At 29.1% G+C, this 25869-nt stretch carries 22 protein-coding genes, 6 tRNA genes and 2 riboswitches; of the genes, 4 read left to right on the top strand and 24 right to left on the bottom strand.

The window, feature by feature from the left end; all coding sequences use genetic code 11:
* Positions 1–36 precede the first annotated feature (36 nt).
* From ACYUEX_RS03240 to ACYUEX_RS03230, 3 genes are all read right to left on the bottom strand, one after another.
* The gene (locus ACYUEX_RS03240; protein ID WP_460286549.1) at positions 37–450 is read right to left on the bottom strand and encodes a MarR family winged helix-turn-helix transcriptional regulator; all 414 of its coding nucleotides are present in this window, start codon (positions 448–450) and stop codon (positions 37–39) included.
* 204 nt (positions 451–654) lie between these two features.
* Positions 655–1257: an ECF transporter S component gene (locus tag ACYUEX_RS03235; protein ID WP_460286548.1), complete on the bottom strand. Its 603-nt coding sequence runs from the start codon at positions 1255–1257 to the stop codon at positions 655–657.
* Between the two features lie 213 nt (positions 1258–1470).
* Positions 1471–1588: riboswitch (FMN riboswitch) on the bottom strand.
* A gap of 50 nt (positions 1589–1638) precedes the next feature.
* The gene (locus tag ACYUEX_RS03230; protein WP_460286547.1) at positions 1639–3813 is read right to left on the bottom strand and encodes a Tex family protein; all 2175 of its coding nucleotides are present in this window, start codon (positions 3811–3813) and stop codon (positions 1639–1641) included.
* Between the two features lie 209 nt (positions 3814–4022).
* On the opposite strand from ACYUEX_RS03230, the gene ACYUEX_RS03225 reads away from it, so the two are divergent.
* The gene (locus ACYUEX_RS03225) at positions 4023–4364 is read left to right on the top strand and encodes a hypothetical protein (RefSeq protein ID WP_411168968.1); all 342 of its coding nucleotides are present in this window, start codon (positions 4023–4025) and stop codon (positions 4362–4364) included.
* 85 nt (positions 4365–4449) lie between these two features.
* A complete protein-coding gene (locus ACYUEX_RS03220; RefSeq protein WP_460286545.1) occupies positions 4450–5805 on the top strand; it encodes a M28 family metallopeptidase in 1356 nt (451 codons plus the stop codon).
* 29 nt (positions 5806–5834) lie between these two features.
* On the opposite strand, the gene prfB is transcribed toward ACYUEX_RS03220, so the two are convergent.
* The 6 genes from prfB to recD2 form a co-directional block, all read right to left on the bottom strand.
* A protein-coding gene (prfB, locus tag ACYUEX_RS03215; RefSeq protein ID WP_460286544.1) for a peptide chain release factor 2 occupies positions 5835–6936 on the bottom strand; the annotation gives its coding sequence in 2 pieces (ribosomal slippage) (positions 5835–6860 and positions 6862–6936; 1101 coding nt in all).
* A 71-nt stretch (positions 6937–7007) separates the two neighbouring features.
* Entirely contained in the window at positions 7008–9521 is a 2514-nt protein-coding gene (secA, locus tag ACYUEX_RS03210) for a preprotein translocase subunit SecA (protein ID WP_460286543.1), read from the bottom strand.
* Between the two features lie 178 nt (positions 9522–9699).
* Positions 9700–10236 (bottom strand): ribosome hibernation-promoting factor, HPF/YfiA family, encoded by a 537-nt coding sequence (gene hpf, locus ACYUEX_RS03205; protein WP_411168972.1) that lies wholly within the window; start codon positions 10234–10236, stop codon positions 9700–9702.
* 442 nt (positions 10237–10678) lie between these two features.
* Complete coding sequence (locus ACYUEX_RS03200; protein ID WP_460286541.1) at positions 10679–11323, bottom strand: ComF family protein; 645 nt, start codon at positions 11321–11323, stop codon at positions 10679–10681.
* Positions 11296–12321 carry a hypothetical protein gene (locus ACYUEX_RS03195; protein ID WP_460286539.1) on the bottom strand — a complete coding sequence of 342 codons (1026 nt, stop codon included), beginning with the start codon at positions 12319–12321 and terminating at the stop codon, positions 11296–11298. The genes ACYUEX_RS03200 and ACYUEX_RS03195 overlap by 28 nt, the downstream gene beginning before the upstream one ends.
* Before the next feature lie 14 nt (positions 12322–12335).
* On the bottom strand, positions 12336–14564 hold the full coding sequence (gene recD2, locus ACYUEX_RS03190) for an SF1B family DNA helicase RecD2 (protein WP_460286538.1): 2229 nt from the start codon (positions 14562–14564) through the stop codon (positions 12336–12338).
* 122 nt (positions 14565–14686) lie between these two features.
* On the opposite strand from recD2, the gene nagA reads away from it, so the two are divergent.
* Entirely contained in the window at positions 14687–15817 is a 1131-nt protein-coding gene (nagA, locus tag ACYUEX_RS03185) for an N-acetylglucosamine-6-phosphate deacetylase (RefSeq protein ID WP_411168976.1), read from the top strand.
* A gap of 39 nt (positions 15818–15856) precedes the next feature.
* On the opposite strand, the gene metK is transcribed toward nagA, so the two are convergent.
* The 8 genes from metK to ACYUEX_RS03145 form a co-directional block, all read right to left on the bottom strand.
* The gene (gene metK, locus ACYUEX_RS03180; protein WP_411168977.1) at positions 15857–17032 is read right to left on the bottom strand and encodes a methionine adenosyltransferase; all 1176 of its coding nucleotides are present in this window, start codon (positions 17030–17032) and stop codon (positions 15857–15859) included.
* Positions 17033–17134: 102 nt separating this feature from the next.
* A riboswitch (SAM riboswitch) is annotated at positions 17135–17243 on the bottom strand.
* A gap of 150 nt (positions 17244–17393) precedes the next feature.
* Positions 17394–17478, bottom strand: a tRNA-Tyr gene (locus ACYUEX_RS03175).
* 5 nt (positions 17479–17483) lie between these two features.
* Positions 17484–17558 (bottom strand) — tRNA-Thr (locus ACYUEX_RS03170).
* Positions 17559–17583: 25 nt separating this feature from the next.
* A tRNA-Val gene (locus tag ACYUEX_RS03165) sits at positions 17584–17659 on the bottom strand.
* Positions 17660–17681: 22 nt separating this feature from the next.
* Positions 17682–17766, bottom strand: a tRNA-Tyr gene (locus ACYUEX_RS03160).
* Between the two features lie 6 nt (positions 17767–17772).
* A tRNA-Thr gene (locus tag ACYUEX_RS03155) sits at positions 17773–17847 on the bottom strand.
* 25 nt (positions 17848–17872) lie between these two features.
* Positions 17873–17957, bottom strand: a tRNA-Tyr gene (locus ACYUEX_RS03150).
* Positions 17958–18256: 299 nt separating this feature from the next.
* Positions 18257–18691, bottom strand: a complete 435-nt coding sequence (locus ACYUEX_RS03145) for a hypothetical protein (protein WP_460286537.1) — start codon at positions 18689–18691, stop codon at positions 18257–18259.
* A 109-nt stretch (positions 18692–18800) separates the two neighbouring features.
* Here ACYUEX_RS03145 and yyaC point away from each other — a divergent pair, with 109 nt between their 5' ends.
* Positions 18801–19322 (top strand): spore protease YyaC, encoded by a 522-nt coding sequence (gene yyaC, locus ACYUEX_RS03140; protein WP_460286536.1) that lies wholly within the window; start codon positions 18801–18803, stop codon positions 19320–19322.
* A gap of 60 nt (positions 19323–19382) precedes the next feature.
* Here the strand turns inward: yyaC and mreB are convergent, their stop codons facing one another.
* The 7 genes from mreB to ACYUEX_RS03105 all read right to left on the bottom strand — a co-directional run bounded on the left by mreB (position 19383) and on the right by ACYUEX_RS03105 (position 25864).
* The gene (gene mreB, locus ACYUEX_RS03135) at positions 19383–20417 is read right to left on the bottom strand and encodes a rod shape-determining protein (RefSeq protein ID WP_411168980.1); all 1035 of its coding nucleotides are present in this window, start codon (positions 20415–20417) and stop codon (positions 19383–19385) included.
* 138 nt (positions 20418–20555) lie between these two features.
* The gene (gene spoIIID, locus ACYUEX_RS03130; RefSeq protein ID WP_195262752.1) at positions 20556–20807 is read right to left on the bottom strand and encodes a sporulation transcriptional regulator SpoIIID; all 252 of its coding nucleotides are present in this window, start codon (positions 20805–20807) and stop codon (positions 20556–20558) included.
* A gap of 95 nt (positions 20808–20902) precedes the next feature.
* A complete protein-coding gene (locus ACYUEX_RS03125) occupies positions 20903–21634 on the bottom strand; it encodes a peptidoglycan DD-metalloendopeptidase family protein (protein WP_411168981.1) in 732 nt (243 codons plus the stop codon).
* A gap of 271 nt (positions 21635–21905) precedes the next feature.
* Positions 21906–22958, bottom strand: a complete 1053-nt coding sequence (gene spoIID / locus ACYUEX_RS03120; protein ID WP_460286535.1) for a stage II sporulation protein D — start codon at positions 22956–22958, stop codon at positions 21906–21908.
* 367 nt (positions 22959–23325) lie between these two features.
* The gene (murA, locus tag ACYUEX_RS03115; protein WP_411168983.1) at positions 23326–24585 is read right to left on the bottom strand and encodes a UDP-N-acetylglucosamine 1-carboxyvinyltransferase; all 1260 of its coding nucleotides are present in this window, start codon (positions 24583–24585) and stop codon (positions 23326–23328) included.
* Positions 24586–24606: 21 nt separating this feature from the next.
* On the bottom strand, positions 24607–25254 hold the full coding sequence (locus ACYUEX_RS03110; protein ID WP_460286534.1) for a hypothetical protein: 648 nt from the start codon (positions 25252–25254) through the stop codon (positions 24607–24609).
* 205 nt (positions 25255–25459) lie between these two features.
* Complete coding sequence (locus ACYUEX_RS03105) at positions 25460–25864, bottom strand: ATP synthase delta/epsilon chain alpha-helix domain-containing protein (protein ID WP_460286533.1); 405 nt, start codon at positions 25862–25864, stop codon at positions 25460–25462.
* Positions 25865–25869 lie beyond the last annotated feature (5 nt).

The following is a 25869-nucleotide window of genomic DNA, read 5'->3' as shown; positions in this document are numbered from 1 at the left end:
CCTCTTTTTTAACATTTTGTCTATATAAAATTTTATCTATATACATTTTTTCAGTAAGTTTAACATAATATTTTTTTCTTCTAATGTTAGATTTTTAGTGAGATTATTTTCCCACTTTATAGCTACTTTATATATCTCATCCTTTAATTCAATTCCTTTTTCTGTTAAGAAAACTCTATAAGCTCTTCTGTCATTTTTATCTTCATTTCTATATATAAATGACTCACATTCTAACTTTTTTATAGCTCTCGCAGTTGTGCCTTTATCTATATTAAGTTTTTCGGATAAATCCTCTTGTCTTACGCCATCTTCTTCATATAGTTCCATTAAAAAAAGAAATTGCCCATATCCAATTCCTAAATGGGATAATTCCTTTAAGAAAAATATATTTGCTTTCCTTTGTATTTGAGAAATATATCTAGCTATATTTTCACATTTTAAGTTTCCCACTATGTTTACCTACCTTTCAAAATAGTTGCATATACAACCATTTTAGATTATATCATATTTAGTTGTATATGCAACTATTTTATATTTCCAATTTAATAAAGATATTTTTATTTATACAATAAGGTGTATTAAAATAAACATCTAAAAAACATAATAAATATAAATAAGGCTAACTATTAAACAAATTAACAGTTAGCCTTATTGCTATATTGAATTTAACTTTCTCTTTTTAGAATTGTCAAAATTTGAATCTACATTAAAAATTGCTACTGAAACTCTTTTGTATAAAACATAAGTTATTCCACATACTAATATTGATTTTATACCATTGAAAGGTAGTAATCCTAAAGTAACATATCTTATTAACTCTTCTTTTGCCATTTGCATTCCGAATGCTGGTAATAAGAAATATACATTTGCTAATATTCCTACAATTTCTATTGATATTATTCCTAAAATCATTCCAAGTAAAGCTGTTTTCTTGCTTTTATTTCTGTGATAAACCCATGCCGCTGGAGCTACTAGAGAAATACCTACTATAAAGTTAGCTGTTTCTCCTACAAAACCTGTTGCCGTTCCCTTAACTATTAAAATCAATAAGTTCTTTATCAATTCTACAACAATACCTGCCATTGGTCCAAATGCAAATGCTCCCATAAGTGCCGGAATATCGCTTAAGTCAATCTTAAGCCATGGAAATGGTAAAAACGGTATTGGAAAATCAAAGTACATAAGCACCACTGCTATTGCACCTAAAAGTGAAATTTTAATAAATTTGTTTAGGTTTTTGTTTTGTTGATTGTTCATTTTTTCTCCTCCCAAAAGTCTATCCTCTGGGGCAATAGGTTAGATCACTTCAATAAAATGATATTATTTTAACAATTTTCTTTATTAATTTTACCATCTTATCTTATTTAGATTCATTTTAATAAAAAAATCCCTGATATATAAAATATATCAGGGCATAAAATCCATAAGAAATAAGATGTGCTTAACATAAATATCAAGCAATATCTAACCACTTACCTTCTTTCATCCAGACTATACTGTCGGCCTCGGAGTTTCACCGAATCATGCTAAAATTTAGCTCGCGGGCTATACCGCCGGTGGGGAATTACGCCCCGCCCTGAAGATAATTTATTTATAATATTATTATATGTTTAATTATACATTTTTGCAAGCAGATTTTTAACAATCTTCTTCTTTTATTCCTTTCATTGACAAGGAAATTCTGTTTCTTTTACTATCTACTTCTAATATTTTAACTTTTACTATATCTCCAACCTTTACAATATCTAATGGATGCTTTACAAATCTATCTGCCATTTGGCTTTTATGAACTAAACCATCTTGGTGAACTCCAATATCAACAAAAGCTCCAAAGTCTGATACATTTCTTACTGTTCCCATAAGTATCATACCTTCTGCTAAATCTTTTAAATCAATTACTCCTGTCTTTAAAATAGGCTTTGGCATTTCTTCTCTTGGATCACGGCCTGGCTTTTTAAGTTCTTTTATTATATCAGAAAGAGTAAGTTCCCCAATTTCTAGTTCTTTAGAAATATTTAAAAGCTCTTTATCCTTTACTCTTTCATCTATATCTTTAAGATTATTTTCTTTCAAATCATCTTTAGTATATCCCAGTAATTGTATTAAATTTCTTGCAGCATCGTAGGATTCTGGATGTACTGATGTATTATCTAAAGGTTCTTTACTTTCCATAACTCTTAAGAAACCTGCACATTGTTCATAAGCTTTTTGTCCAAGCCTTTTAACCTTTAATAATTCTTTTCTGCTTTTAAATGCACCAACTTCATCTCTGTAACTTACTATATTATTTGCAATACTTGAATTTACTCCTGCAACATAAGTAAGTAATGATGGTGTTGCAGTATTTAAATCTACTCCAACTTTATTAACAGAATCTTCAACAACACCTTTTAAAGATTCATCAAGCTTTTTAGGAGTAACATCATGTTGATATTGCCCAACACCTAAAGCCTTTGGATCTATCTTAACTAACTCTGCCATAGGATCCTGTAATCTTCTTCCTATAGAAATAGCTCCTCTAACTGTAACATCTAAATCTGGGTATTCCTTTGTCGCAAGTTCTGAGGCTGAATAAACTGATGCTCCTGCCTCTGATACTATAACATATGCTATTTCTTTTCCTGTTTCTTTTTTTACTTCCGATATTATTTCAGATATTACTTCTTCTGATTCTCTTGAAGCAGTTCCATTACCTAATGAAATAACTTCAACATTATATTGGTTTATTAATTCTTTTAATATTTTCTTAGTTTCTTTAACTTTATTTTGTGGTGCTGTCGGATATACTGTGGACTTATCTAAAAATCTTCCAGTACTATCTAGTATGGCTATTTTGCAACCTGTTCTAAACCCTGGGTCATACCCCATAACAGCTTTTCCTTTAATAGGTGGTTGCATTAATAATGCTTTTAAGTTTTCCTTAAATATTTTTATAGCTCCTTCTTCACCTATGTTAGTAAGTTCATTTCTAACTTCTCTTTCAATAGATGGATATATTAGTCTTTTTAATGAATCTCTTATTGCTATTTTTAAATATTCATCAGTAGCTGTAATGTTTTTTAATATTTCTTTTTCTAAATAATTTATTATTTTATCTTCATTTACAGCTATCTTAACAGATAATATTTTCTCATTCTCTCCTCTATTTATAGCCAAAATTCTATGTGGTGGTATTTTAGATATTTCTTCACTATATTCATAATACATTTCAAAAGGTGTATGTTCATCACTTTCTCCTGTTGATTGTATCTTTCCCTCTTTGAATACTAATTCTCTTATCCATTTTCTATATTTTGCTTCATCTGATATTTCTTCTGCTATTATATCCAAAGCACCATTAATTGCATCTTCTATGCTACTAACATCTTTTTCTTCGTTTATAAACTTAACTGCCTCACTATTAACATCTCCCTTAAATTCACCACCAGATATTATATCAGCGAGTGGTTTTAACCCTCTTTCTAATGCCATAGTAGCCCTTGTTCTCTTTTTTTGTTTATAAGGTCTATATATATCCTCTACCTCTGTCAATGTCTTAGCACTTTCTAAAGCTTTTAATATATCATCATTTAATTTCCCTTGTTCCTCTATAAGTCTTAACACATCTTCTTTTCTATCCTTTAAGTTTCTAAGATATGTAAGTCTTTCTTGAAATTTTCTTAATACTTCATCACTTAAAGCACCTGTTTGCTCTTTTCTATATCTTGAAATAAACGGAACTGTATTACCATCATCAAGTAAAGTTATTACGTTATTTACCTGAGTCATACTTATTCCTAATTCAGATGATAATCTTTCAACAATATCAACCATAAAGTCCTCCTAAAATATATTAGAAATTTTTCTCCAAAATTTACATAATGATATTATAATACAATATTGCACATTTATGTAACATATAATTCATTTTTTTGTGCATACATATATAAAATATTAAATATTAAATACAATTACAATATTGATATTATGTAAAATAAGGTTTATAATTATAATTGTAAAATTTTTACAGATGGGTGATGTATATGAATAAGTTTATAATTTTAATTAATAAGATAATAAATATTTTACTTATATTCTTCATAGTTTTTATAATTCTAAATGAATATTACATAATTGAATTTTCTAATACTTTAAGATATGTTTTATATTTCTTAACCTTAATATTAATTCTTATATCATCAACTAAAGAAATAATAATTAATAAATCAGGATTGTCCAAATTTATAAATTGTATAATATTATTTTCATCAATAGTTGGTGGTGTTTTTTCAATTGTTACAAATCAAATAAACATTTTAATTTATATTTGTATTCTGTCTTCTTTAATTTATGGATTTATAGAGCTAATTTATAAAAAAGCTTAAATATATCTCCTTATTTTTATTTATTTTCATAATTTTATACCTCACGTAATAGTATTAAATATAACTATTATTTGAGGTATATTTTATGAAAAAGAAAATATTTTATTCAATATCACTAATTACCAGTCTAGTACTTTTATGTACTTCTATATTTTTTAACGTTACATATTTGCCATTTAATGCTGATAACGTAAAGGAAAATATTGCTATATTATCTTCAGAAACTTACGGAGGTAGACTAGCAGGTAGTAATGGAAATTCACTTGTGGGAGAAATAATAAGAAAAAACTTTGAAGATAATAAATTAGTTCCACTTAATGAAAGTTTTAAAGAAGACTTTAAAACAACATGTCCAATAAATAATAATAGCTCTCCTTATCTTAAAGTTTCTTCAGAGGATAAAGTTATAGAATCCTTAAAATATGGTGTTGATTATAAAGAAGATATGATTAACTTTAGAATTCATAATTTAAGTTTTTCTAAAGATGATAAGGTAAATATTTATACAAACTCTATAGAAGTAATAACAAAAGACGGTAATTGTTTATTTTATGTTGCTCCTAATAATGAATTTTCATTTAGAAGTTCATTTATAAGTAATTTCCCGTATGACATGATGGTTTTAATAACTACTAATACCTATAATAAAATATTAGACTCTATAAGAGAAGGATTTACTGTATCTGTTAATTTACCATTTTCAACATGTGAAAAAGACTTAGTAAATATAGTTGGAGTTTTAAAAGGATCTTCTAAGAATCTTTCTCCACTTGTTTTAACTGCTCATTACGATCACTTAGGCCAAGATGGACTTAAGAATACCTATTATGGGGCTTTAGATAATGCATCAGGCACTGCATTTTTATTAGAACTTCAAAAAACATTATCTAATTATGGAACTCCTAAGAGAGATATTATTTTTGCAGCTTTGAATGCAGAAGAATTTGGACTGCTAGGCTCTAAAAGTTTTGCTGAAAGCAATATTGATAAATTAAAAGGAGCTCAAGTAGTAAATTTTGATATGATTGGTAGTAAAGACTATCCTCTTACTTTAATGCTTGGAGCCTCATTTAAAGATAATGAATCAGAGCTTTTGAAGTCTATTGAAAAGATTTCTAAGAAAAATAATGTATCTACAAATGTTATATATGAGGATTCAAGTGATCATGCAAGCTTTAATAATTTAGGTATAGATGCTCTAAGCTTTTGTCATAGCGATATGTCTAAAATTCATACCCCTAATGACACCGTTGAACATATAAGTACTGATGCTATAGATAGTGCTTATAATGTTATAGAAGATAAAATAAACGCCTACTGTTATAGTCCGTTTACTGTATTTTTTCATAGTAAAGCTTCTTTATTTATATTTGCTATTCTATTCGGCTTCTTAGTTTCTGCACCTTTTATAAATCATATAAAAAAGAGAAAATTAGGATAATTAAAAGGATTTAGCTTTGCTAAATCCTTTTAATTGCTATTTTTTAAATAAGCTGTGATAAAGTTATCTATTTCTCCGTTCATAACTGCATTTAAATTTGCTGTTTCTTCATTTGTTCTATGATCTTTAACTAAATTATATGGATGGAATACATATGACCTTATTTGGCTTCCCCATCCCATATCCTTTAATTCTCCTGTTAAGTCTTCTATCTTTTCTTTATGTGCTCTTTCTTTTAATTCTATAAGCTTAGACTTTAACATCGACATTGCTGTATCCTTGTTTGAAAATTGGCTTCTCTCACTTTGACATTGAACAACTATTCCAGTTGGTATATGAGTTATTCTTATTGCAGATTCTGTCTTATTAACATGCTGACCACCAGCTCCACTTGCCCTATATGTATCTATTTTTAAGTCATCTGATTTTATTTCTATATCTTGATCTTTTGTTAGCTCTGGTAGAACTTCAATTGACGCAAAAGAAGTTTGCCTTTTACCATTAGCATTAAAAGGAGATATTCTTACTAATCGATGTATTCCCTTTTCTGCTTTTAAATAGCCATAAGCAAATTCACCCTTAACTTTTAATGTTACGCTTTTTACTCCAGCTTCATCACCTTCTAGATAATCAATGGTTTCAACTTTAAATCCTTTTTTCTCACACCATCTTGTATACATTCTAAGAAGCATTTCAGTCCAATCATTTGCATCTGTACCGCCAACTCCAGCATGTAAATTCAATATAGCATCATTTCTATCATATTCCCCAGATAAAAGTAATTCTACTCTATATTCTTCTACATCTTTTTCTATTAATCTAATTTCCTTTATTACTTCATCAATAGATTCTTGATCTTCATCATCAACTAATTCTGATAATACTTCAACATCATCAATTCTAGAAACTAATGACTCGTATCTGTCTATTTTATCCTTAACTCTCTTACTTTCCTTTGTAACTCCTTCAGCTCTTTTTATATCTTCCCAAAATCCACTTTCTTGCATTTGAAGTTCTAACTCTTTTACTTGCTTTTCAAGTGCTTCCTTGTCAAAGAGAAGCCCCCATTTCTTTTGTAACTTTTTTTATATCATTAAGTTTTAGTAATTCTGCTTCTAACTTAATTATCATATAATCACCCTATCTTTTTTATTTATTATTAATATATTAAAGTTTTAAAAAAGTGCCATGTAGGCACTTTTTTAAACTTCTCTTCCACAACAATTTTTATACTTCTTACCACTTCCACATGTACATTGATCATTTCTACCTACCTTAGGTTCATTTCTAACTGGTTGTTTCTTTGTTTCTGAACCACCCTCGCCATGACTTGCTGAAGTTTCTTCTGCTACTCTTTCTCTTTCAACAGGCTTTTGAACTTGAATATGGAATAGGAACTTAATTGTATCTAACTTTATTCCATTTATCATTTCTTCAAACATAGCACTACCTTCCATTTGGTATGCTTGTATTGGATCTAGTTGCTTATATGCTCTTAATCCAATTCCTTGTTTTAAATGATCCATATTATCTATATGATCCATCCACTTTTGATCTACTACTCTAAGAAGTATTACTCTTTCAACTTCTCTAAATTGCTCTTCACCAAATTCTAATTCTTTTTCAAGATAAACTTTCATTAATATATCTATTAATTTAGTAATTATTTCATCATTAGATAAATCTATTAAATCTTTACTTTTAACTGTACCATGAGGTAAACATATATCTTCTAGGTATTGAATTAGTTTTCCTATTTCTTCTTCATAATTTTCATTTACACCATCTAAGTGAGCCTTAACAGCATCAGAAACTATTTCATTTACCATTCCGTTAATTTGTTCCCTTAAGTCCTTACCTTCTAGAACTTCAGATCTTTGCTTGTAAATAACTTCTCTTTGCATGTTCATAACATCATCATACCCTATAAGATTCTTTCTTATATCAAAGTTATTACCTTCAACCTTCTTTTGAGCATTTTCTAGAGCCTTACTCACCATTTTATGGTCAATAGCTTCATCATCTTCTAAACCTAATTTATCCATTAAACCTTGAATCTTTTCAGAGCCAAATATTCTCATTAAGTCATCTTCTAATGATATATAGAATACAGATTCCCCTGGATCTCCTTGACGACCAGATCTACCTCTTAACTGATTATCTATTCTTCTTGATTCGTGTCTTTCTGTACCAATTATCTTTAATCCACCAGATTCTTTTACGCCTTCTCCAAGCTTAATATCTGTACCTCTACCTGCCATATTTGTAGCTATAGTAACACTACCTAATTCTCCAGCATGAGAAATTATCTCAGCTTCTTGCTCATGATACTTAGCATTAAGTACTTTATGGTTAACCCCTCTCTTTTTTAATAGAGATGATAAATATTCTGACCTTTCTATACTTACTGTACCTACTAAAACTGGTTGACCCTTTTTATTAGCTTCTATTATATCCTCTATAATAGCATTATACTTACCTTTTATATTTTTATATATTAAGTCACTTCTATCTGCTCTTGCAATAGCTCTATTTGTAGGAACAACTATAACATCTAGTGCATAGATTTCTCTAAATTCATTTTCTTCTGTTAATGCTGTACCTGTCATACCTGATAACTTTTTATACATTCTGAAGTAATTTTGGAATGTTATTGTAGCAAGAGTTTTTGATTCTCTTTCTATTTTAACTCCTTCTTTAGCTTCTATAGCTTGATGAAGTCCATCTGAATATCTTCTACCTTCCATAAGTCTACCTGTAAACTCGTCAACTATTATTACTTGACCATCCTTTACCATATAGTCCTTATCTATCTTCATTCCATAATTTGCTTTTAATGCTTGAGTTATATAATGTTGTAACTCTAAATGCTCTGCATCTGCATAGTTATCTATTCCAAATGCTTTTTCTGCTTTTTCTACTCCAGAATCAGTTAGCATTACAGAATTAGCTTTTTCATCTATTGTATAGTCCTTTTCTGCTAATAATTGCTTTACAAAGTTATCTGCAACATTATAAAACTTAGTTGATTTTTCTCCAGCTCCTGAAATTATAAGTGGAGTTCTAGCTTCATCAATAAGTATTGAGTCAACTTCGTCAACAACTGCAAAGTTTAACTTTCTTTGTACTTTTTCTTCTTTATAAATCACCATATTATCTCTTAAGTAATCAAAACCAAACTCGTTATTAGTTCCATAAGTTATATCTGCTCCATAAGCTGCTCTTCTTTGTTCAGATGTTAAGCCATGAACTATACAGCCAGTGCTTAAACCTAAGAAATTATATAGCCTACCCATCCATTCTACGTCTCTTGTTGCTAAGTAATCATTAACTGTTATTAAATGAACTCCTTCTCCTGTTAAAGCATTTAAATATAGTGGTAATGTTGCAACTAAAGTCTTACCTTCACCAGTTTTCATTTCTGCAATTCTTCCTTGGTGAAGAACCATGCCACCTATAAGTTGAACTCTATAATGCTTCATCCCTAGCACTCTCCATGCAGCCTCTCTACAAACTGCAAAGGCTTCTGGTAAGATGTCATCTAAAGTTTCTCCATTTTGTATTCTTTTTTTAAATTCATCAGTTTTAGCTTTAAGATCCTCATCTGATAACTTTTGCATACTTTCATCTAGTTCTTCTATTTTATCTGCTACTTTTTGTAACTTTTTTACTTCTCTTTCACTATATGAACCAAATACTTTTTCCAAAAATCCCATACTTATTTTCCTTCCAATCGTTTTATTTTATTTGATTAGTTTTATCGTACCTAAAGATTCTAATTATTAAATTTCATTTATAAATTATACCATTTTAATAACAATTAATTCAAGGAATAACTTACTTTTTAATAATATTATAACTAAAAAGGAAGCGCAATGCACTTCCTTTTATTAATTAAATGTATTCTGGCTCTAATAAACCATAATCTCCATCTTTTCTCTTATATACAACGCATATTTTATTTTCATCTGAATCTTGATATACAAAGAAGTTATGTCCTATTAATTCCATTTGAAGTACAGCTTCTTCTACTGACATAGGCTTAACTCCAAACTTTTTAACCTTAACAACCTCCCCATTTGTTTCTACCACTTCATCACTTAAAGTAGCCTCATCTAACTGCGGGAATCTTAATGACTCATGATTTCTTCTAGATAACTTTGTTCTTTGCTTTCTAATTTGTCTTTCTAATTTTGTAACTACTAAGTCTATTGATTTATACATATCTTCAGTTGATTCTTCTGCTCTTAATATTACTCCATTAAATGGTATTGTAATCTCTACCTTTTGTTTATTTTTTTGTACTGATAAAGTAGTTTTTGCCTCTACTTCTGGATCAAAGTATCTTTTCACCTTTGAAAGCTTTTTTTCCACCATATCCTTTAATGCTGGTGTTGCTGTAGTATTTTTTGCTATTACTGAAACTTTCATATAAGTTCATCCCCTCTCTGTAAGATTAAATCTTACTCAGTAGATTTAAAATTTTTATTTGTTTTATATATATATTATACCACCTTGGAATCTTTTTAAGCAAGAGTGTTCAAGGTTAATTGACAGAAAATTCGCTTTATTTTACTCAACATAACTTCTATTTTCTCTATATTTTATAAATTTTGCTAAAAAAATATCCATTAGTTTTTAAAACTAATGGATATTTTTTAAAACTAGCTGACCTGGCTTTTGCCCCCACACTCGCCTACTGGAGCTTTTGCTACTCGGAATTAACCTCTCACTACTAACTCTCTCAATTTTCTTGGTAGGACTTACTTCTATACCGCACCATGCTCATTAGAAATTTTTTCCAACTTACGTGGATCGTTTTGCCTGCGACTAGCATCGACTTTCATCCACAGACCTAGCTTTACATTAATTATTATATATAACTTTTGGCAACTGTCAACATTTTTATAGAACAAGCTCCATTTTTTATAAATAATTTTTCACATTCTAATAATGTTGCCCCAGTTGTTACCACATCATCTATTAAAATTACCTTTTTATTTTTTATATTAATATTGCTTACAGCCTCAAAAGCTCCACTTATATTTTTCAATCTTTCTTCTTTAGATAATGTTTTTTGTTCTTTTATATTCTTTATTTTTATTATATCTTTATAAACTGGTACACCTAGTCTATCCCCTACTATTTTAGCTATAAATTCACACTGATTAAATCCTCTCTCTTTTAGTGACTTTTTACTGCTTGGAATAAAAAAAATCCCATCAGCTTTAATATTATTTTCTTTTATTAATTCATATAAATAATTGGCTAATATATTTCCTGCCAAAAAGTTTTTCCTATATTTAAATTCTAATACTAAATTTTTCATTACTCCACTATAGTATCCATATGATAAAATTTTAGAGCTTTCTTTTACTCTCATTATTTTCTTTTGACAGGTCTTACACAAACCAATATACTCATTATCGCAACTTATACATTTATTCTTAGGTGGGTATAGTATATCTAATAATTCATTAATAAATACTTTTAATAATTTAATAAACCTTTTTCCCATATCTCTTTGTTATAACCCCTTGTTATTTCCTTAGCCTTGTCCATGTCTTCTGATATTTCTTTAGACACCAAAAGAACTTCCCCTATTTTACTATCATTACTAATGTTCTTTCCTACCTCAGCACAAAAATATATTATCTTTTTGTAACTATAAAATATATCGTCTGAAAATAGTACTACTATATCTATATCATTTGTATCTTTAACATAACTTCTTATATTGTTTGTAATTACAAATATGCTTCTGTTTTTTGATTTGTAGAGCAAATCTATTTTTTTTAGGTTATCATTTTTTAAAAATTTGATTATTTTTACATCTTCAATCTTTAAATCCTCTGTATAATAATTATATAGTTTACTTATTTTTTCCTCTGATGGAATAAAAATTATAACTTTTCTATTGTTATTTTTAAACCACATTAAATAGTCATATAGCGTGTACGGCATATCTTCATCTAATTTTACTCTAGTAGTTATTATCCTAGGCTCTACAAAAGGTTTATTTCTTGTTAAGTCTGATAAAAATATACTTCTTCCCATACTAACTATTTTTTCTACAGATAATATTAAAATTCTATTGCTATATAGGTATAAGTATTCCATGTACTCTCTAATCTCTTCTTTTGAAGTTGTAGAAAATTTACTTATATCATCAATTATACATAAATCATAATAATCATTTATTTTATTAATATTTTTAAAGTTTGTAAAAATTAAATTTTCTTTTCCTTCTTTTTCATTTATATAAGAATATTTAAACTTTAATTCATTCTCTTTTAAACCCTCTATTATTTCTTTATTTACATCTGTTTCACCCCATACATACAATATTCTTTTATTCTCTTTCAATAATGAACTTATTAGATCTAAATACACTAATGCAGTATTGTATGGATTAGTTATAATAGTTAATATTTTTGATTGTTTGTTATACCATTTATTTATCTTAGATTTACAATCATTCAATTCTTTAAGGCTTATTAACCTTTTATCTAACATTTAACCTCTCCTCATTATTCAATAAAAATATCTTTACTTGTAATATCTACAATTCTATCTCTAAGCGAAGAATATCTTTCCATACTTTTTGTATTAGAAACCATATATTTTAAAGCCTTAGGGATTCCAACCACAACTACTAATTCCTTTGCTCTAGTTATAGCTGTATATAATAAATTTTTATTCATTAAAAATGGAGATCCCATAAAAGCAGGTGTAATTATTACTTTAAACTCACTTCCTTGACTTTTATGTATTGTTATGGAATAAGCTAACTCCAATTCATCTAGATAAATATAGTCATAAACTACTTTTCTTTCATCATCAAATATTATTGTCATTGTTTTTTCTTCTTCGTTTATACTTTTTATAAACCCCATATCACCATTAAATACCCCTACACCTTCATTATCTCCTTCTCCATTGATTCTAATCCATTTTAAAGAGTAATTATTTTTAGTTTGCATCACTTTATCACCTTCTCTAAAAATAACATCTTTTAATTCCTTTTCCCTTTTATTACTAGATTTAGGATTTAAGATCTCTTGAAGTTTATTATTTAAATTTTGTACTCCTAGTATCCCTTTTCTTGTAGGTGTTAGTATTTGAATATCTCTATATTTATCCCAGGATCTATTAAAATTAGGTAATCTTCTATTTATTAAATCAATTATTGTAAGTAATATTTCATCAAGGTCTTCCTTATTTTCAAAGAAAAAATCTCCATCTCTTCTATTTATGTATGGCATTTCTCCATTATTTATTTTATGAGCATTTGTCACAATTAGACTTTCTTCTCCTTGTCTAAATATATCCCTAAGTCTTACTACCTTTATAAAATTACTTTCTATTAAATCTTTTAATACATTTCCAGCACCAACAGAAGGAAGTTGGTCTACATCTCCAACTATTATTAATCTTGTTCCAAGCTTTATAGCTTTAAGCAAACTATGCATAAGCATTATATCTATCATAGATGCCTCATCTATTATAATTACATCTGCCTCTAATGGTTCTGATTCTCCTTTTCCATAATAAGAATTTTCCTCTTCACTTACTCCCATTTCTAGCAATCTATGTATTGTTTTTGCTTCTCTTCCAGTAGATTCAGTCATTCTCTTAGCCGCTCTTCCTGTTGGGGCTCCTAATAAAACCTTCATTCCACTATTTTCATATATTTCTATTATAGATTTTATTATCGTAGTTTTACCTGTTCCTGGTCCCCCTGTTATTATTTCTATTCCATTTTCAAAGGCTCCAATTATTGCTTCTCTTTGTGAAGAAGCAAATTTTATATTATTTTTTCTTTCAAAAGCTTCAATTTCAAATTCAATGTCTGAATTTATAGTCCTAAAATTTTCTATGCTTAATGTTATTATTTTATTTGTTACTCCAAGCTCACAATAATAATATGGTAGTGAAAATATTGCTTCTATATCATTTATCTTTTCAATTTTTATCTTTGTTTCTAAAGCTAAATTATACAAGCTTTCTTCTACTAGTTCTGATGGAACTACTAAAATCTTTGATACTTCATTTATTAAATTTTCTTTTGGCATATATGTATTTCCAGCTGCTGAAAATTGATTTAATATATATCTTATGCCACTTTGTATTCTAAATGGTGATATTGTTTCTATACCAAGGCTTTTTGCTATCCTATCTGCAGTTATAAACCCTATTCCTGATATTTCATCTGAAAGTATGTAAGGATTTTCTAAAATTATAGACTTAGCATCTACTCCAAATTTCTTATATATTTTTATACACTGATTTGTAGTCATACCATGCCCTTGAAAATATATAATTATATCTTTTAAATCTTTTTGTTCTATATATGATTCATATATTATCTTAAACTTCTTTTCTCCAATACCCTCAACTTCTTGTAGTCTTTCTATATTGTTATCTAATATATCTAATGTTTTCTCTTTAAACTTTTTGACAATTTTTTTCGCTGTTATAGGCCCTATTCCGTGAATTATTCCAGTACTTAAATATTTCTCAATCCCCTCCACAGAATCTGGTAGTATTTCTTCATATTCTTCTATATTAAATTGACGCCCAAATTGTTTATGTAATACCCATTGTCCTTTTAATTTAACATATTGCCCTTCTTTTAAAAAGGGAACTATCCCAACTGCACTTATGCACTCTTTATCTGATCTTATTTTTGATACTACATAACCTGTATCATCACTTTTGAATACAATAGATTCTACTATTCCATTTAGAAATTCCATGCTATCTCTCCAAATCTTTCAATGATATTTTAATATTTACAATTTTATTATATAATTATATCATAATTTAAAAATTTTAAATTCTTAATATTATACAATATTAGCAATATGGAGGTGCTTACATGATAATAAAAAATTGCAACATAATATATCTTGATAAGATAGAAAAGGGATCTGTTCTAATTGAAAATGGAAAAATCAAAGAAATAAACCCAAAGAATACAAATGATAATGAAATAATTGATGCAGAAGGATTATATTTATCTCCAGGCTTTATAGATGTTCATATCCATGGTGCTGGTGGTCATGATACAATGGATGGCACATTTGAAGCAATTAATGAAATTTCTAAAACTATAGTTAAACATGGAACTACTTCATTTACTCCAACTACAATGACTGTAGCAATAGATGATATAAGAAAATCAATGGAAATTATAAAAGAAGCTAAAGAAAATGGTACTGATGGTGCTATCGTTTTAGGTGCTCATCTTGAAGGACCTTTCATAAGCCCAAAAGCTATTGGAGCTCAAAATCCTAACTTTTTGATTCCTCCAACAATAGAAAACTTTAATGCTATGGTAGGAGATGCTGAAGATGCTGTTGTATCAATTACAATTGCTCCTGAAGTTCCTGGCGCTAAGGAATTAATAAAAGAGTTATCAAAAAAAGGAATAGTTTGCTCTATAGGTCATACTAAAGCTACTTACGATGAAGCTATGGAAGGAATTAAATGTGGTTGCTGCCACTCAACTCACTTATTTAATGCAATGACACCATTTGCTCATAGAGAACCTGGAGTTGTAGGTGCTATATTTGATAGCGAAGTAACTACAGAAACAATTTCTGATGGTATCCATATATCATATCCATCACTTAGAATAGCTTATAATCAAAAGACAACTGATAAAGTTTTATTAGTCACTGATGCAATGATGGCATGTGCGATGCCTGATGGTATGTATGCATTAGGAGGTCAAGAGGTTGTTGTTAAAGATGGAGCTGCAAGACTTTTAAGTGGAAGCTTAGCTGGTTCAATATTAACTCTAGATAAAGCTATTAAAAATGTATATAAAAATGTTGGTCTTTCATTAAACGAAGCTGTAAAAATGGCAACTTTTAATGCTGCTAGACATTGTAAAGTTGAAGATAGAAAAGGTCTTATAAAAGAAGGCTTCGATGCAGATTTGGTTTTATTTGATGAAGACATAAATGTAAAAAATGTTATAGTTGCTGGTAAAGTATTAGTATAAATAAAAATGCTCCAATTCAAAATTGGAGCATTTTTTATTTTAAAGATACTTCTTTATTTCTTCTACTTTATTTAAATCTTCCCAAGGTAAGTTTAAATCATTTCTTCCAAAGTGACCATATGCAGCTGTTTGCTTGTAGATTGGTCTTCTTAATTCTAAATCTCTTATTATAGCTCCTGGTCTTAAATCAAATACTTTTTCAACTATTGAAATTATTTCTTCTTCTGATTTCTTTCCAGTTCCAAATGTTTCTACTTCTATAGAAACTGGCTTAGCAACACCAATTGCATATGCTAATTGAATTTCTAATTTATCAGCTACTCCAGCTGCTACTAAATTCTTAGCAACCCATCTAGCCGCATATGCTGCTGATCTATCAACTTTAGTTGGATCTTTCCCTGAGAAAGCACCACCACCGTGTCTTCCATATCCACCATAAGTATCAACTATTATCTTTCTTCCAGTTAATCCGCTATCTCCTTGTGGTCCTCCAACAACGAATCTTCCAGTTGGATTTATGTAATACTTTGTGCTATCGTCTAATAATTCTGCTGGAACTACAGCTTTAATTACATGCTCCATTAAATCTTCTCTTATTTGTTCTTGAGATACATCTTCACTATGTTGAGTTGATATTACTATTCCATCTATTCTTATAACTTTATTATCATCATATTCAACTGTAACTTGAGTCTTTCCATCCGGTCTTAAGTATGGTAAAGTTCCGTTCTTTCTTACTTCTGATAATCTTCTTGATAATCTATGAGCCATAGCTATTGGTAATGGCATATACTCTTCTGTTTCATTTGTTGCAAAACCAAACATCATTCCTTGGTCTCCTGCTCCAACTGCTTCAACATCATCTTTTTGCCCTGCTCTAGATTCTAATGCTTCATCAACACCCATAGCAATGTCACCTGATTGTTCATCTATTGATGTTAGTACTGAACATGTTTCACAGTCAAAACCGTATTTAGCTCTATCATAGCCTATTTCTTTTACAGTTTCTCTAACTAACTTTGGAATATCAACATAACAATTAGTTGATATTTCTCCCATAACCAATACCATTCCTGTTGTAACAGCTGTTTCACAAGCAACTCTTGCCATAGGATCTTTAGCTAAAATACTATCTAATACAGCATCTGAAATTTGGTCGCATATTTTATCTGGATGCCCTTCTGTAACTGATTCTGATGTAAATAATCTTCTCATTTTCATTTCTCCTTTCATTTTATTTGATATTAATTCTAATTAATTTAATTTATAAAATAAAAAAATCTCTTCGATAAGAAGAGATGTTAAAAGTCATAATCTTTCTTATCTTGCAAAATTACTTTGCAGGAATTGGCACCACACTCAAAATTACTGAAGTAGGTTGCCGGGTTTCATCGGGCCCTTTTCCCTCCGCCTCTCTGGATAAGAACTAATATCAAATTTTACTTTTCAGATTATATCATCTTTAATATTAATAGTCAACAATAAAACCTAAAATAATTACATATTTAGATTCCTTAACTCATAAAATATTAAATTATTTAAAAATATAAAAAAAGACAAGTAAACTTGCCTTTTGTGGTGGGGGAGGACGGATTCGAACCATCGAAACGAAACGTAACAGATTTACAGTCTGCCCCCTTTGGCCACTCGGGAACTCCCCCACATTTGGAGCTGGCAATAGGAATCGAACCTACAACCTGCTGATTACAAGTCAGCTGCTCTACCGTTGAGCCATGCCAGCATATTATAAATTAATAAATTTCAAATGGTGGAAACAACAGGGATCGAACCTGTGACCCTCTGCTTGTAAGGCAGATGCTCTCCCAGCTGAGCTATGCTTCCATAATAATAAAATTTTATAAAATGGTGGGGGAGGACGGATTCGAACCATCGAAACGAAACGTAACAGATTTACAGTCTGCCCCCTTTGGCCACTCGGGAACTCCCCCATTTTATGGAGCTGGCAATAGGAATCGAACCTACAACCTGCTGATTACAAGTCAGCTGCTCTACCGTTGAGCCATGCCAGCATATTATAAATTAATAAATTTCAAATGGTGGGGGAGGACGGATTCGAACCATCGAAACGAAACGTAACAGATTTACAGTCTGCCCCCTTTGGCCACTCGGGAACTCCCCCGTTTAAAATTTATTTAATTTCAGTTAAGTAAACTTTGTATCTTCTCAACCGACAATGATTAGTATATATTTATTATATCTTAATTTCAAGTACAATTTTTACTCATTTAAAGAAACTATATTTAATTTATTCTGTTTTTCTTTTATTTTCTTCTAATTAATGCTAATATCTTTTTTATTAACAATTTTTCTGTCATAATTATTCTATATTAGATATTAAATAAACATCACTTCAACTTGTAATAATTTTTAATAAATATATATTGCTATAAGTAAAATAATTTTTTAAATAATAATTTCTTATACTTCTTTTTCTATAATATCTAAATCAATATAATCACTTATAATATCCTTAAACTCTTCATATTCTTTATTTGACATTCTTTGCTTTACTAAAGACATACCTTTTGTAATGTTAACTGTATTTTCTCTATCCGAAAAATAGTCATTAACTTTTATTATATCTACTATAGCTAAATTTCTAATTAATACATTTATTTTTTCTTTTCTAGCTTTATCTAAATGTCCAAACAAATTATTAGAGGAATCTACTTGATTTATAATAATTGTAGATTTATTTTTTTCCTCACTAATAAACTCTTCTTCTTTATTGTATTTTACTACATTTTCACTAATAACTTCTTCACTTTTTAATGGCTCCCACACTAATAAAAAATATATTGGGATAACTATACTAATTATTATGGTAATGGTAGAAAATAGTAATCTCTTCATTCTATTTCATCTCCTTTTATTTGATTAATTTCCTCTTTTATGATTTTTATACATTTTATTATAATTAATCTTTATCAAACATATACTTTTATGGCGGGGGTGAATTTTAGTGAAGCGTAAAGTATTATATAACTCTTATAATTCTCATATTGAAATAGCAAATTCTATTAAAAATTATATTACGGAAAATACTATAATAGTTTGTATAGGAACAGATAAATGTATTGGTGATTGCTTAGGTCCAATGGTTGGCACATTTCTAACAGAAAAAGCCTTCCCTCTCCCAGTGTACGGAACAATAGAATCTCCAATACATGCTTTAAATATAAATAAAAGATTGAATGAAATTAATAAATTGCATCCTAAATCCTTAACTATAGGTATAGATGCTTGCTTAGGTGAATATAGCTCAATTGGTGAAATACATACCAGAGATTATCCAATACATCCTGGAAAAGGTGTTGGTAAAAATTTACCTGATGTTGGAATTGCCTCAATAATAGGAATAATAGATTCAAGTGAAAATGCAGAAATTTTCACATCTAGAAGCATTCGTCTAAATTTAGTTATGGAAATGGCTAAAGTGATTTCTTCTTCAATTATTGAAGCATATAAGATTATTAATAAATAAAAGGGAGCAATAAAATACTCCCTTTTACAATCAATTATATATAATATGTATAATATTCTACTACTCTATCAAAGTTATTTCCTTGTCTGATAGACTAGATTCTATTTTATCTAGATATCCTAAAACCTTGCCTGTACCCTCTGCTACTGCTTCTACAGAGTTATTAGCAACATCGACATTGACTCCTGTTTCATGCTCTATTAGCTTATCTAATCCATCTAATAAAGATCCTCCACCAGTCATTAAAATGCCTTTTTCTATTATATCAGCAGCAAGTTCAGGTGGTGTTTTTTCTAATACAAATTTAACATTATCGACAATTAACGATACTGATTCTTTTAGTGCATAAATTATTTCCTCTGATGTAATAGAAACCTCATCTGGTAATCCAGTAATTAAATTTCTACCTTTCATCATAGCAGTTAAGTTTCTTGATCCATTAAATGCTGATCCTATATTTACCTTTAACTCTTCTGCCGTTTTCTCACCTATCATTATCTTGTACTTATTTCGTACATACTTTATTATAGCATCGTCAAATGAATCTCCAGCTACTTTTATTGATGATCTTACTACAACTCCCCCTAAGGATATTACAGCTATATCAGTAGTTCCACCACCAATATCTACTACCATAGAGCCACTAGGTTTAGTTATATCTAATCCTGCACCAATTGCAGCAGCCAAAGGTTCTTCTATTAAATGTACTTTCTTTGCTCCAGAATTTCTGGCAGCATCAATAACTGCTCTTTTTTCCACCTCTGTTGCTTGTGATGGAACACATACCATTACTTTAGGAGCTGTAATTTTACTTTTTCCATATGCTTTTCTAATAAATTCTTTTAACATTTTTTCAGTTATGTCATAATCTGATATAACACCATCTCTTAATGGCCTTACTGCAACTATATTACCTGGAGTTCTTCCAATCATCTTCCTTGCTTCTTCTCCAACAGCAAGTATTTTATTATTATTTTTATTTATTGCAACAACTGATGGTTCCTTTAATATTATCCCCTTACCTTTTGCATAAACTAAAACTGTTGCTGTTCCTAAATCTATTCCTAGATCGCTCCCACTTCTCCAAAACCACATTCCTTGTTCACTCCTACTCTTTTCGCACTATAAAATCTTTCAAAATTTCTCTTATTTTGCATTATTAGCATATTTATTATTATATATGGAATATGGTAATCCTTCAATATGTTTGTACTTAAATTCGTAATCATTTACTTACTCTGCTGTTTTATATTTCATTTTAGTGGCTTTTCCACCCCTAATATGTCTTTCTGCTTTATTTAACTCTAATATAGAGTGAGTTTGTTCTGCTATAGCTGGATTTATCTTTGGTAATCTTTCTGTCATATCTTTATGAATAGTGCTTTTACTAACTCCAAATACCTTAGCTGTCTTCCTAATTGTATCTTTAGAATCTATTATATATTTAGCAACCTCTAAAACTCTTTCTTCTATATAATCCTTCAAAATATTACCTCCCTTTGGATAAACTATTAATATGTGACCATTAGTATCTAATTTATTCATCAGTCATTTAAACCAAATGACTGATGAATTATTTATTATTCTTGATTAAACGTAAAATATGTTGTTGGATTTAAATCTTTTCCATTTACATCTTGAACTTGTATATTCAAATGTTCACCGAATTCATCATTGGTAAATATTTTTGAGCTGTTTCCAACAGTTCCTATAACAGTTTCTTCTGTTACTTTATCTCCAACATTTACTCTTATGTCTTTGGATAAATTACAATACTTTGTATATAATCCATTAGCATGAGCAATAACTACATAGCTTCCTTCTTCAACTTTGCTTGAAACTTCTTTCACTTCTCCCACTGCAGCAGATTTAACTTCAGTTCCAACACTAGCTTTTATATCTATTCCTCTAATATTCCTACTGCTTCCATCGCTCATAGCTTGTGGCTTTGGATAAGAATATTCTCTTGCAATTGATCCTTCTAAAGGTTTTTTAAATTTAACCTCTACATTCGTTCCAGCAGAAACATTAACATCTTGTTCTGTAGATGCTACCTCTTGTTCTTGTGCTAATTCATTGTTTTGATTATTTTCAACCCTGTCAGCATTTTGCTTTTGAACTTCTGAAGTAGATTTATCATCAATATTTAAAGTGAATTCATTTTCTGCTTTATTACTTTGTTCTAAAGCTTTATTTCTTTTCGTTGTAACTACTGCAACAGTTGCAATTACACACAAACAAAGGAATAGTACTAAATAAAAGCCCTCCTTTCTGAAAAAGTCTTTTACCTTGTCTTTCTTATTTTGGTCCATATCAACACCTCCTTTTTGTATTCTTGCCCGTTATCATAAATTAATACAAATGCAAATTGATTTATTTACATCAAATTTCTACATTTAATAACAAAAAACCTCATCTAAACTATCATCTAACTAGTTGTTGTATTCACTTTAAATATGTAAAATATAAAAAGACAATATATATGCCTATTTAAAATAAACATGTATATTGTCTTTTAAAAATTAAAACTTTTAATTAAATTTCCATTACTTTTTACTACTTACTTAAACATACTTATGATTCTTAATTAAATTTTACTTCCTTTAAATCAATACCTGTATAATAATGTTTTAAAATTTCATCATATTTTTTACCATCCTTAGCCATAACATTTGCTCCCCATTGGCTCATACCAACTCCATGTCCATAGCCCCTGCAATTGAATATTACTTCATTTCCACTTATTTTAAAATCAAAATTTGTTGAGTTTAGGCCAAAAGATAACCTGAAATCTGTTCCCTTTACTTTTGCTTTACCAAATCTTATTTCTTTTACCCCACCAGCATCACTTCTAGATAAAATCTCTATATTACCTTGTAAATTATCCTTACTAATATTTGCATCTGCGTATTTGGAATTTATTTTATTTACAAAATCATCTATGTTAAATTTGGATTCATCTGTGTATTTAGGAGCTATTTCTTCCCCTTTACTTTCAGTAGAAACTAAATAAGGAACATCGCTCGAGAATACATCCACAGCATTTTCTGTTTTTCCTGAACTTGTAGAGAAAAATTGTGGGTATTGAACTAATTCACTATTATATGCTAAAACCAGTCCCTTTGTAGCATCAACAGCCTCTGAAATTTTTGACCAGTTCTCACTACTACTATTCTCCCATTTTTCTAACCTAATTTCTTTACTTATATACACTTGACAATGTGTAGTATCACAAACATCGCCACCTTTAGCATTATTACAGGGTCTAGTTCTTTTTGCAGATACATAAGTTCTTGCTGCTATAGCTTGTGCTTTTAAAGCTTCTATTTCAAAGCTTGCTGGCATTTCTCCTGAAACTACGCTCTTTACGTACTCTTCTAAAGGTATATCTACTATCTTGTCTTCATTAGTTATATAAACTTTTATAACATCATTTCCAGATAAAGTTATAAACTTATTTTCGTTTGAACCAACATTATCTTCTATACCATTTTGAGAAATTTCCTCTAATGCACTTACTGAAGAAGATTTGATTACAATCATTGGAATTACAATCATAAATATTAAAACTAAAGTACTGAAAAGTCCAAGTTCTACTAAATCTCTCATTGAACTTATTTTATTTTTCAAAAACATCGCCTCCCTTTAACTAATACAATTTAATATATGTTAAAATTTCCTAATTATACTTTATTTTTTATTCTTTATGTTGAGTTATTTAAATCATTATAATAAAAAAAGTGAACATATATAAGTTTACTTATTCCGTCGCTCCGCTCCAAATCAACACAAACCTACATATGTCCACTTCCAAACTGAAGGTAAGAAAAGTATAAAACAAATCTACTTTTCTAAATCTAATTCCTAAAAGCCTTATATATTGATATTTTCAAAATTTCAAATCTTTATGCTTTCCTATATATTAAAGTATAAAATTAAAGAACTTAGAATAAATCTAAGTTCTTTAATTAGGCGAATATAGCTATAATTATTTATAATATATCTATTTATCAACTCTATATACATTAACTCCCAAGCCTCTAAATTTTTCTTCTATATTCACATAACCTCTATCTATATGATATATATCACTAATTTCTGTATTTCCTTGAGCCACTAACCCAGCTAGTATCATAGCTGCTCCAGCTCTCAAATCAGTAGCTTTAACATCACATCCTGTTAAAGAATCTACTCCTTCTATAATTGCTGTTCTTCCATCAATTTTTATATTTGCTCCCATTCTTACTAATTCTGCAACATGCATAAATCTATTTTCAAATATCGTTTCTGTTATAATACTTGATCCTTTTGTTACCGACAATAATGTCATCATTTGAGCTTGCATATCAGTTGGAAAACCAGGATAAGGTAATGTCTTTATATCAACAGGTCTCTTCTTATCTGTTCCATCAACTAACATAACATTTTCTTTTATACTCTCAAACTTTACTCCACACTCTTTTAATTTCTCTATTGTAGGTCTTAAATGGTCTTCATTAGCTCCATTTATGATTATCTTACTATTTGTTATAGCTGCTGCAACCATAAAGGTTCCTGCTTCAACTCTGTCATATATAGGTTTATAGCTTATCCCAGTTAAAGAATCTACGCCTTCTACTGTTATTTTCCCCATTCCTGCTCCTTGAACTTTAGCTCCCATTGAATTTAGAAAATTAGCTAAGTCCCATATTTCTGGTTCTTCTGCAGCATTTTCTATAATTGTTGTGCCTTCAGCCAAAACAGACGCCATTAACAAATTTTCAGTTGCACCTACAGATGGAAAATCTAAATATATTCTATTTCCTTTAAGTTTTTTAGCCTTCGCTTCTACAAAACCATGTCCTATTTCAATCTCTGCCCCTAAAAGCTTAAATCCTTTTAAATGTAAATCTATAGGCCTACTACCTATATTGCATCCTCCAGGCATGGAAATTTTGCATCTTCCAAATCTCGATAGCATTGGTCCCATAATTAGAAAAGATGCTCTCATTTTTCTTATTAACTCAGTATTCATATCAATTGCTTTAATATTAGAAGTATTTATCTTTAAATTACCTTTTGAGTCATTTTCTATATCACAGTTCATTCCTAATAACAAATCTGTTAAAACTACTACATCTTCTAACATAGGTGCATTATTGATAATAATATCATTTGGACTTAAAATACCTGCAACTATTATTGGTAAAACAGAATTTTTAGCTAAACTAATATTCACTTCACCTCTTAGTTTATTACCACCTTCAACTACAATTTTTTCCATATTATCCTCCATAATGAATTGTTAGTATGTTACGAATATCACTGGTGTTCCTATAATTAGATATTCTCCTGTATCATATTTAATATGACCTATACTGATTCTATTTCCATCATATAATCTTCCCTTTGCTACAGAACCATTATAAATATCTAATATTTCTAAAGTATCCTGTTTTATATTGTTCCTTAGTACCTCCAACAGATGTTGTTTTTGATCCTCTATTATTTTTACCCTTACAAAATCAAAATATTTTATATTTTTTGCTGAAATATTTTGGATTTTTTTTAATTCTTTTCTAATTTCAAGAGTATTGGTATTCTTATTATTATTTATATAAGTGATTTGAACTTTTGTATTTTCATTATCACTCCATAATAATACTTTTATTTCTTTGGAGTCATCTCTATAAATAATACTATTATTATTTATATCTACATTTTCTCCAAAGACTTTTTTTAATTGCTCTTCAATTAGAATTTTCTCTTTATATATAGATTGATTTACACTATATTCGATCTTAACGCCATTTTCAACAAAGTCATTTGTATCCATTAACTGAGTTTCTATTAAATTAAATTTATTGGAAATGGACTCAGATTTAATTGGAAATGCCCCAATAATTAACAAAGAGAAGATTAAAGAAGATATAACTTTTATGACTTTTTTCATAAATTCCCCCCATACCTTTCTTTTTTAAGTATTGTCCAATTTATTCTTTTTTATTCAAAATCTATAGCTATAATATAATATATAGATTAGGTTGAATTTTGTGATTAATTGTCACTATTTACACTTATAGTATTTTAGTAAAATGAAAAATAGAGTAATAAAAGAATTTCATAATTCTTTTATTACTCTATTTTTAATCTTAAAGTTAATTATTCGTATCTAAGGTACCAATTCTTGCATTTGCTCTTGCTAATGATCTTTTAGCTCTTTCAACATCTATATCCTTACCTTCTTTTAATCTTCTTTCCGCTCTGACCTTTGATTCTTGTGCTCTATCAATGTGAATATCTGAAGGCATCTCTACGGCATCACAACAGAACTTTAATTCATTATTTTTTATATAAATTATTCCTGATGATGTGAACATTTCTTGCTTATTACCTCCATTAACTACTAATGTTGTAGTTGGAATAGTACTTACTATTATTGGAGTATGATTTGCTCTAAATTCAATTTCACCATCTTTAGTTAAAGTAGTCAATCTTTCTGCTTCCATTACTAAAGCTTCTCTTCCAGGGGCTATTATAGTTACACTAAAAGTTTTACTCATAACAT

Source organism: Clostridium sp. CTA-7 (genome assembly GCF_054768095.1).
Note: the sequence above shows the minus strand (reverse complement) of the source record. Positions and strands in the feature narration are given on the sequence as shown.

Excerpts from the sequence above, each read along its gene's own strand:
- spoIID (WP_460286535.1), bottom strand. The coding sequence starts at position 22,958 with ATGTTTTTGAAAAATAAAATAAGTTCAATGAGAGATTTAGTAGAACTT.
- ACYUEX_RS03145 (WP_460286537.1), bottom strand. The coding sequence starts at position 18,691 with ATGAAGAGATTACTATTTTCTACCATTACCATAATAATTAGTATAGTT.
- nagA (WP_411168976.1), top strand. The coding sequence starts at position 14,687 with ATGATAATAAAAAATTGCAACATAATATATCTTGATAAGATAGAAAAG.
- ACYUEX_RS03220 (WP_460286545.1), top strand. The coding sequence starts at position 4,450 with ATGAAAAAGAAAATATTTTATTCAATATCACTAATTACCAGTCTAGTA.
- ACYUEX_RS03235 (WP_460286548.1), bottom strand. The coding sequence starts at position 1,257 with ATGAACAATCAACAAAACAAAAACCTAAACAAATTTATTAAAATTTCA.
- ACYUEX_RS03230 (WP_460286547.1), bottom strand. The coding sequence starts at position 3,813 with ATGGTTGATATTGTTGAAAGATTATCATCTGAATTAGGAATAAGTATG.
- ACYUEX_RS03225 (WP_411168968.1), top strand. The coding sequence starts at position 4,023 with ATGAATAAGTTTATAATTTTAATTAATAAGATAATAAATATTTTACTT.
- ACYUEX_RS03110 (WP_460286534.1), bottom strand. The coding sequence starts at position 25,254 with ATGAAAAAAGTCATAAAAGTTATATCTTCTTTAATCTTCTCTTTGTTA.
- ACYUEX_RS03200 (WP_460286541.1), bottom strand. The coding sequence starts at position 11,323 with ATGGGAAAAAGGTTTATTAAATTATTAAAAGTATTTATTAATGAATTA.
- ACYUEX_RS03105 (WP_460286533.1), bottom strand. The coding sequence starts at position 25,864 with ATGAGTAAAACTTTTAGTGTAACTATAATAGCCCCTGGAAGAGAAGCT.
- mreB (WP_411168980.1), bottom strand. The coding sequence starts at position 20,417 with ATGTGGTTTTGGAGAAGTGGGAGCGATCTAGGAATAGATTTAGGAACA.
- ACYUEX_RS03125 (WP_411168981.1), bottom strand. The coding sequence starts at position 21,634 with ATGGACCAAAATAAGAAAGACAAGGTAAAAGACTTTTTCAGAAAGGAG.
- secA (WP_460286543.1), bottom strand. The coding sequence starts at position 9,521 with ATGGGATTTTTGGAAAAAGTATTTGGTTCATATAGTGAAAGAGAAGTA.
- hpf (WP_411168972.1), bottom strand. The coding sequence starts at position 10,236 with ATGAAAGTTTCAGTAATAGCAAAAAATACTACAGCAACACCAGCATTA.
- murA (WP_411168983.1), bottom strand. The coding sequence starts at position 24,585 with ATGGAAAAAATTGTAGTTGAAGGTGGTAATAAACTAAGAGGTGAAGTG.
- metK (WP_411168977.1), bottom strand. The coding sequence starts at position 17,032 with ATGAGAAGATTATTTACATCAGAATCAGTTACAGAAGGGCATCCAGAT.
- recD2 (WP_460286538.1), bottom strand. The coding sequence starts at position 14,564 with ATGGAATTTCTAAATGGAATAGTAGAATCTATTGTATTCAAAAGTGAT.
- ACYUEX_RS03195 (WP_460286539.1), bottom strand. The coding sequence starts at position 12,321 with ATGTTAGATAAAAGGTTAATAAGCCTTAAAGAATTGAATGATTGTAAA.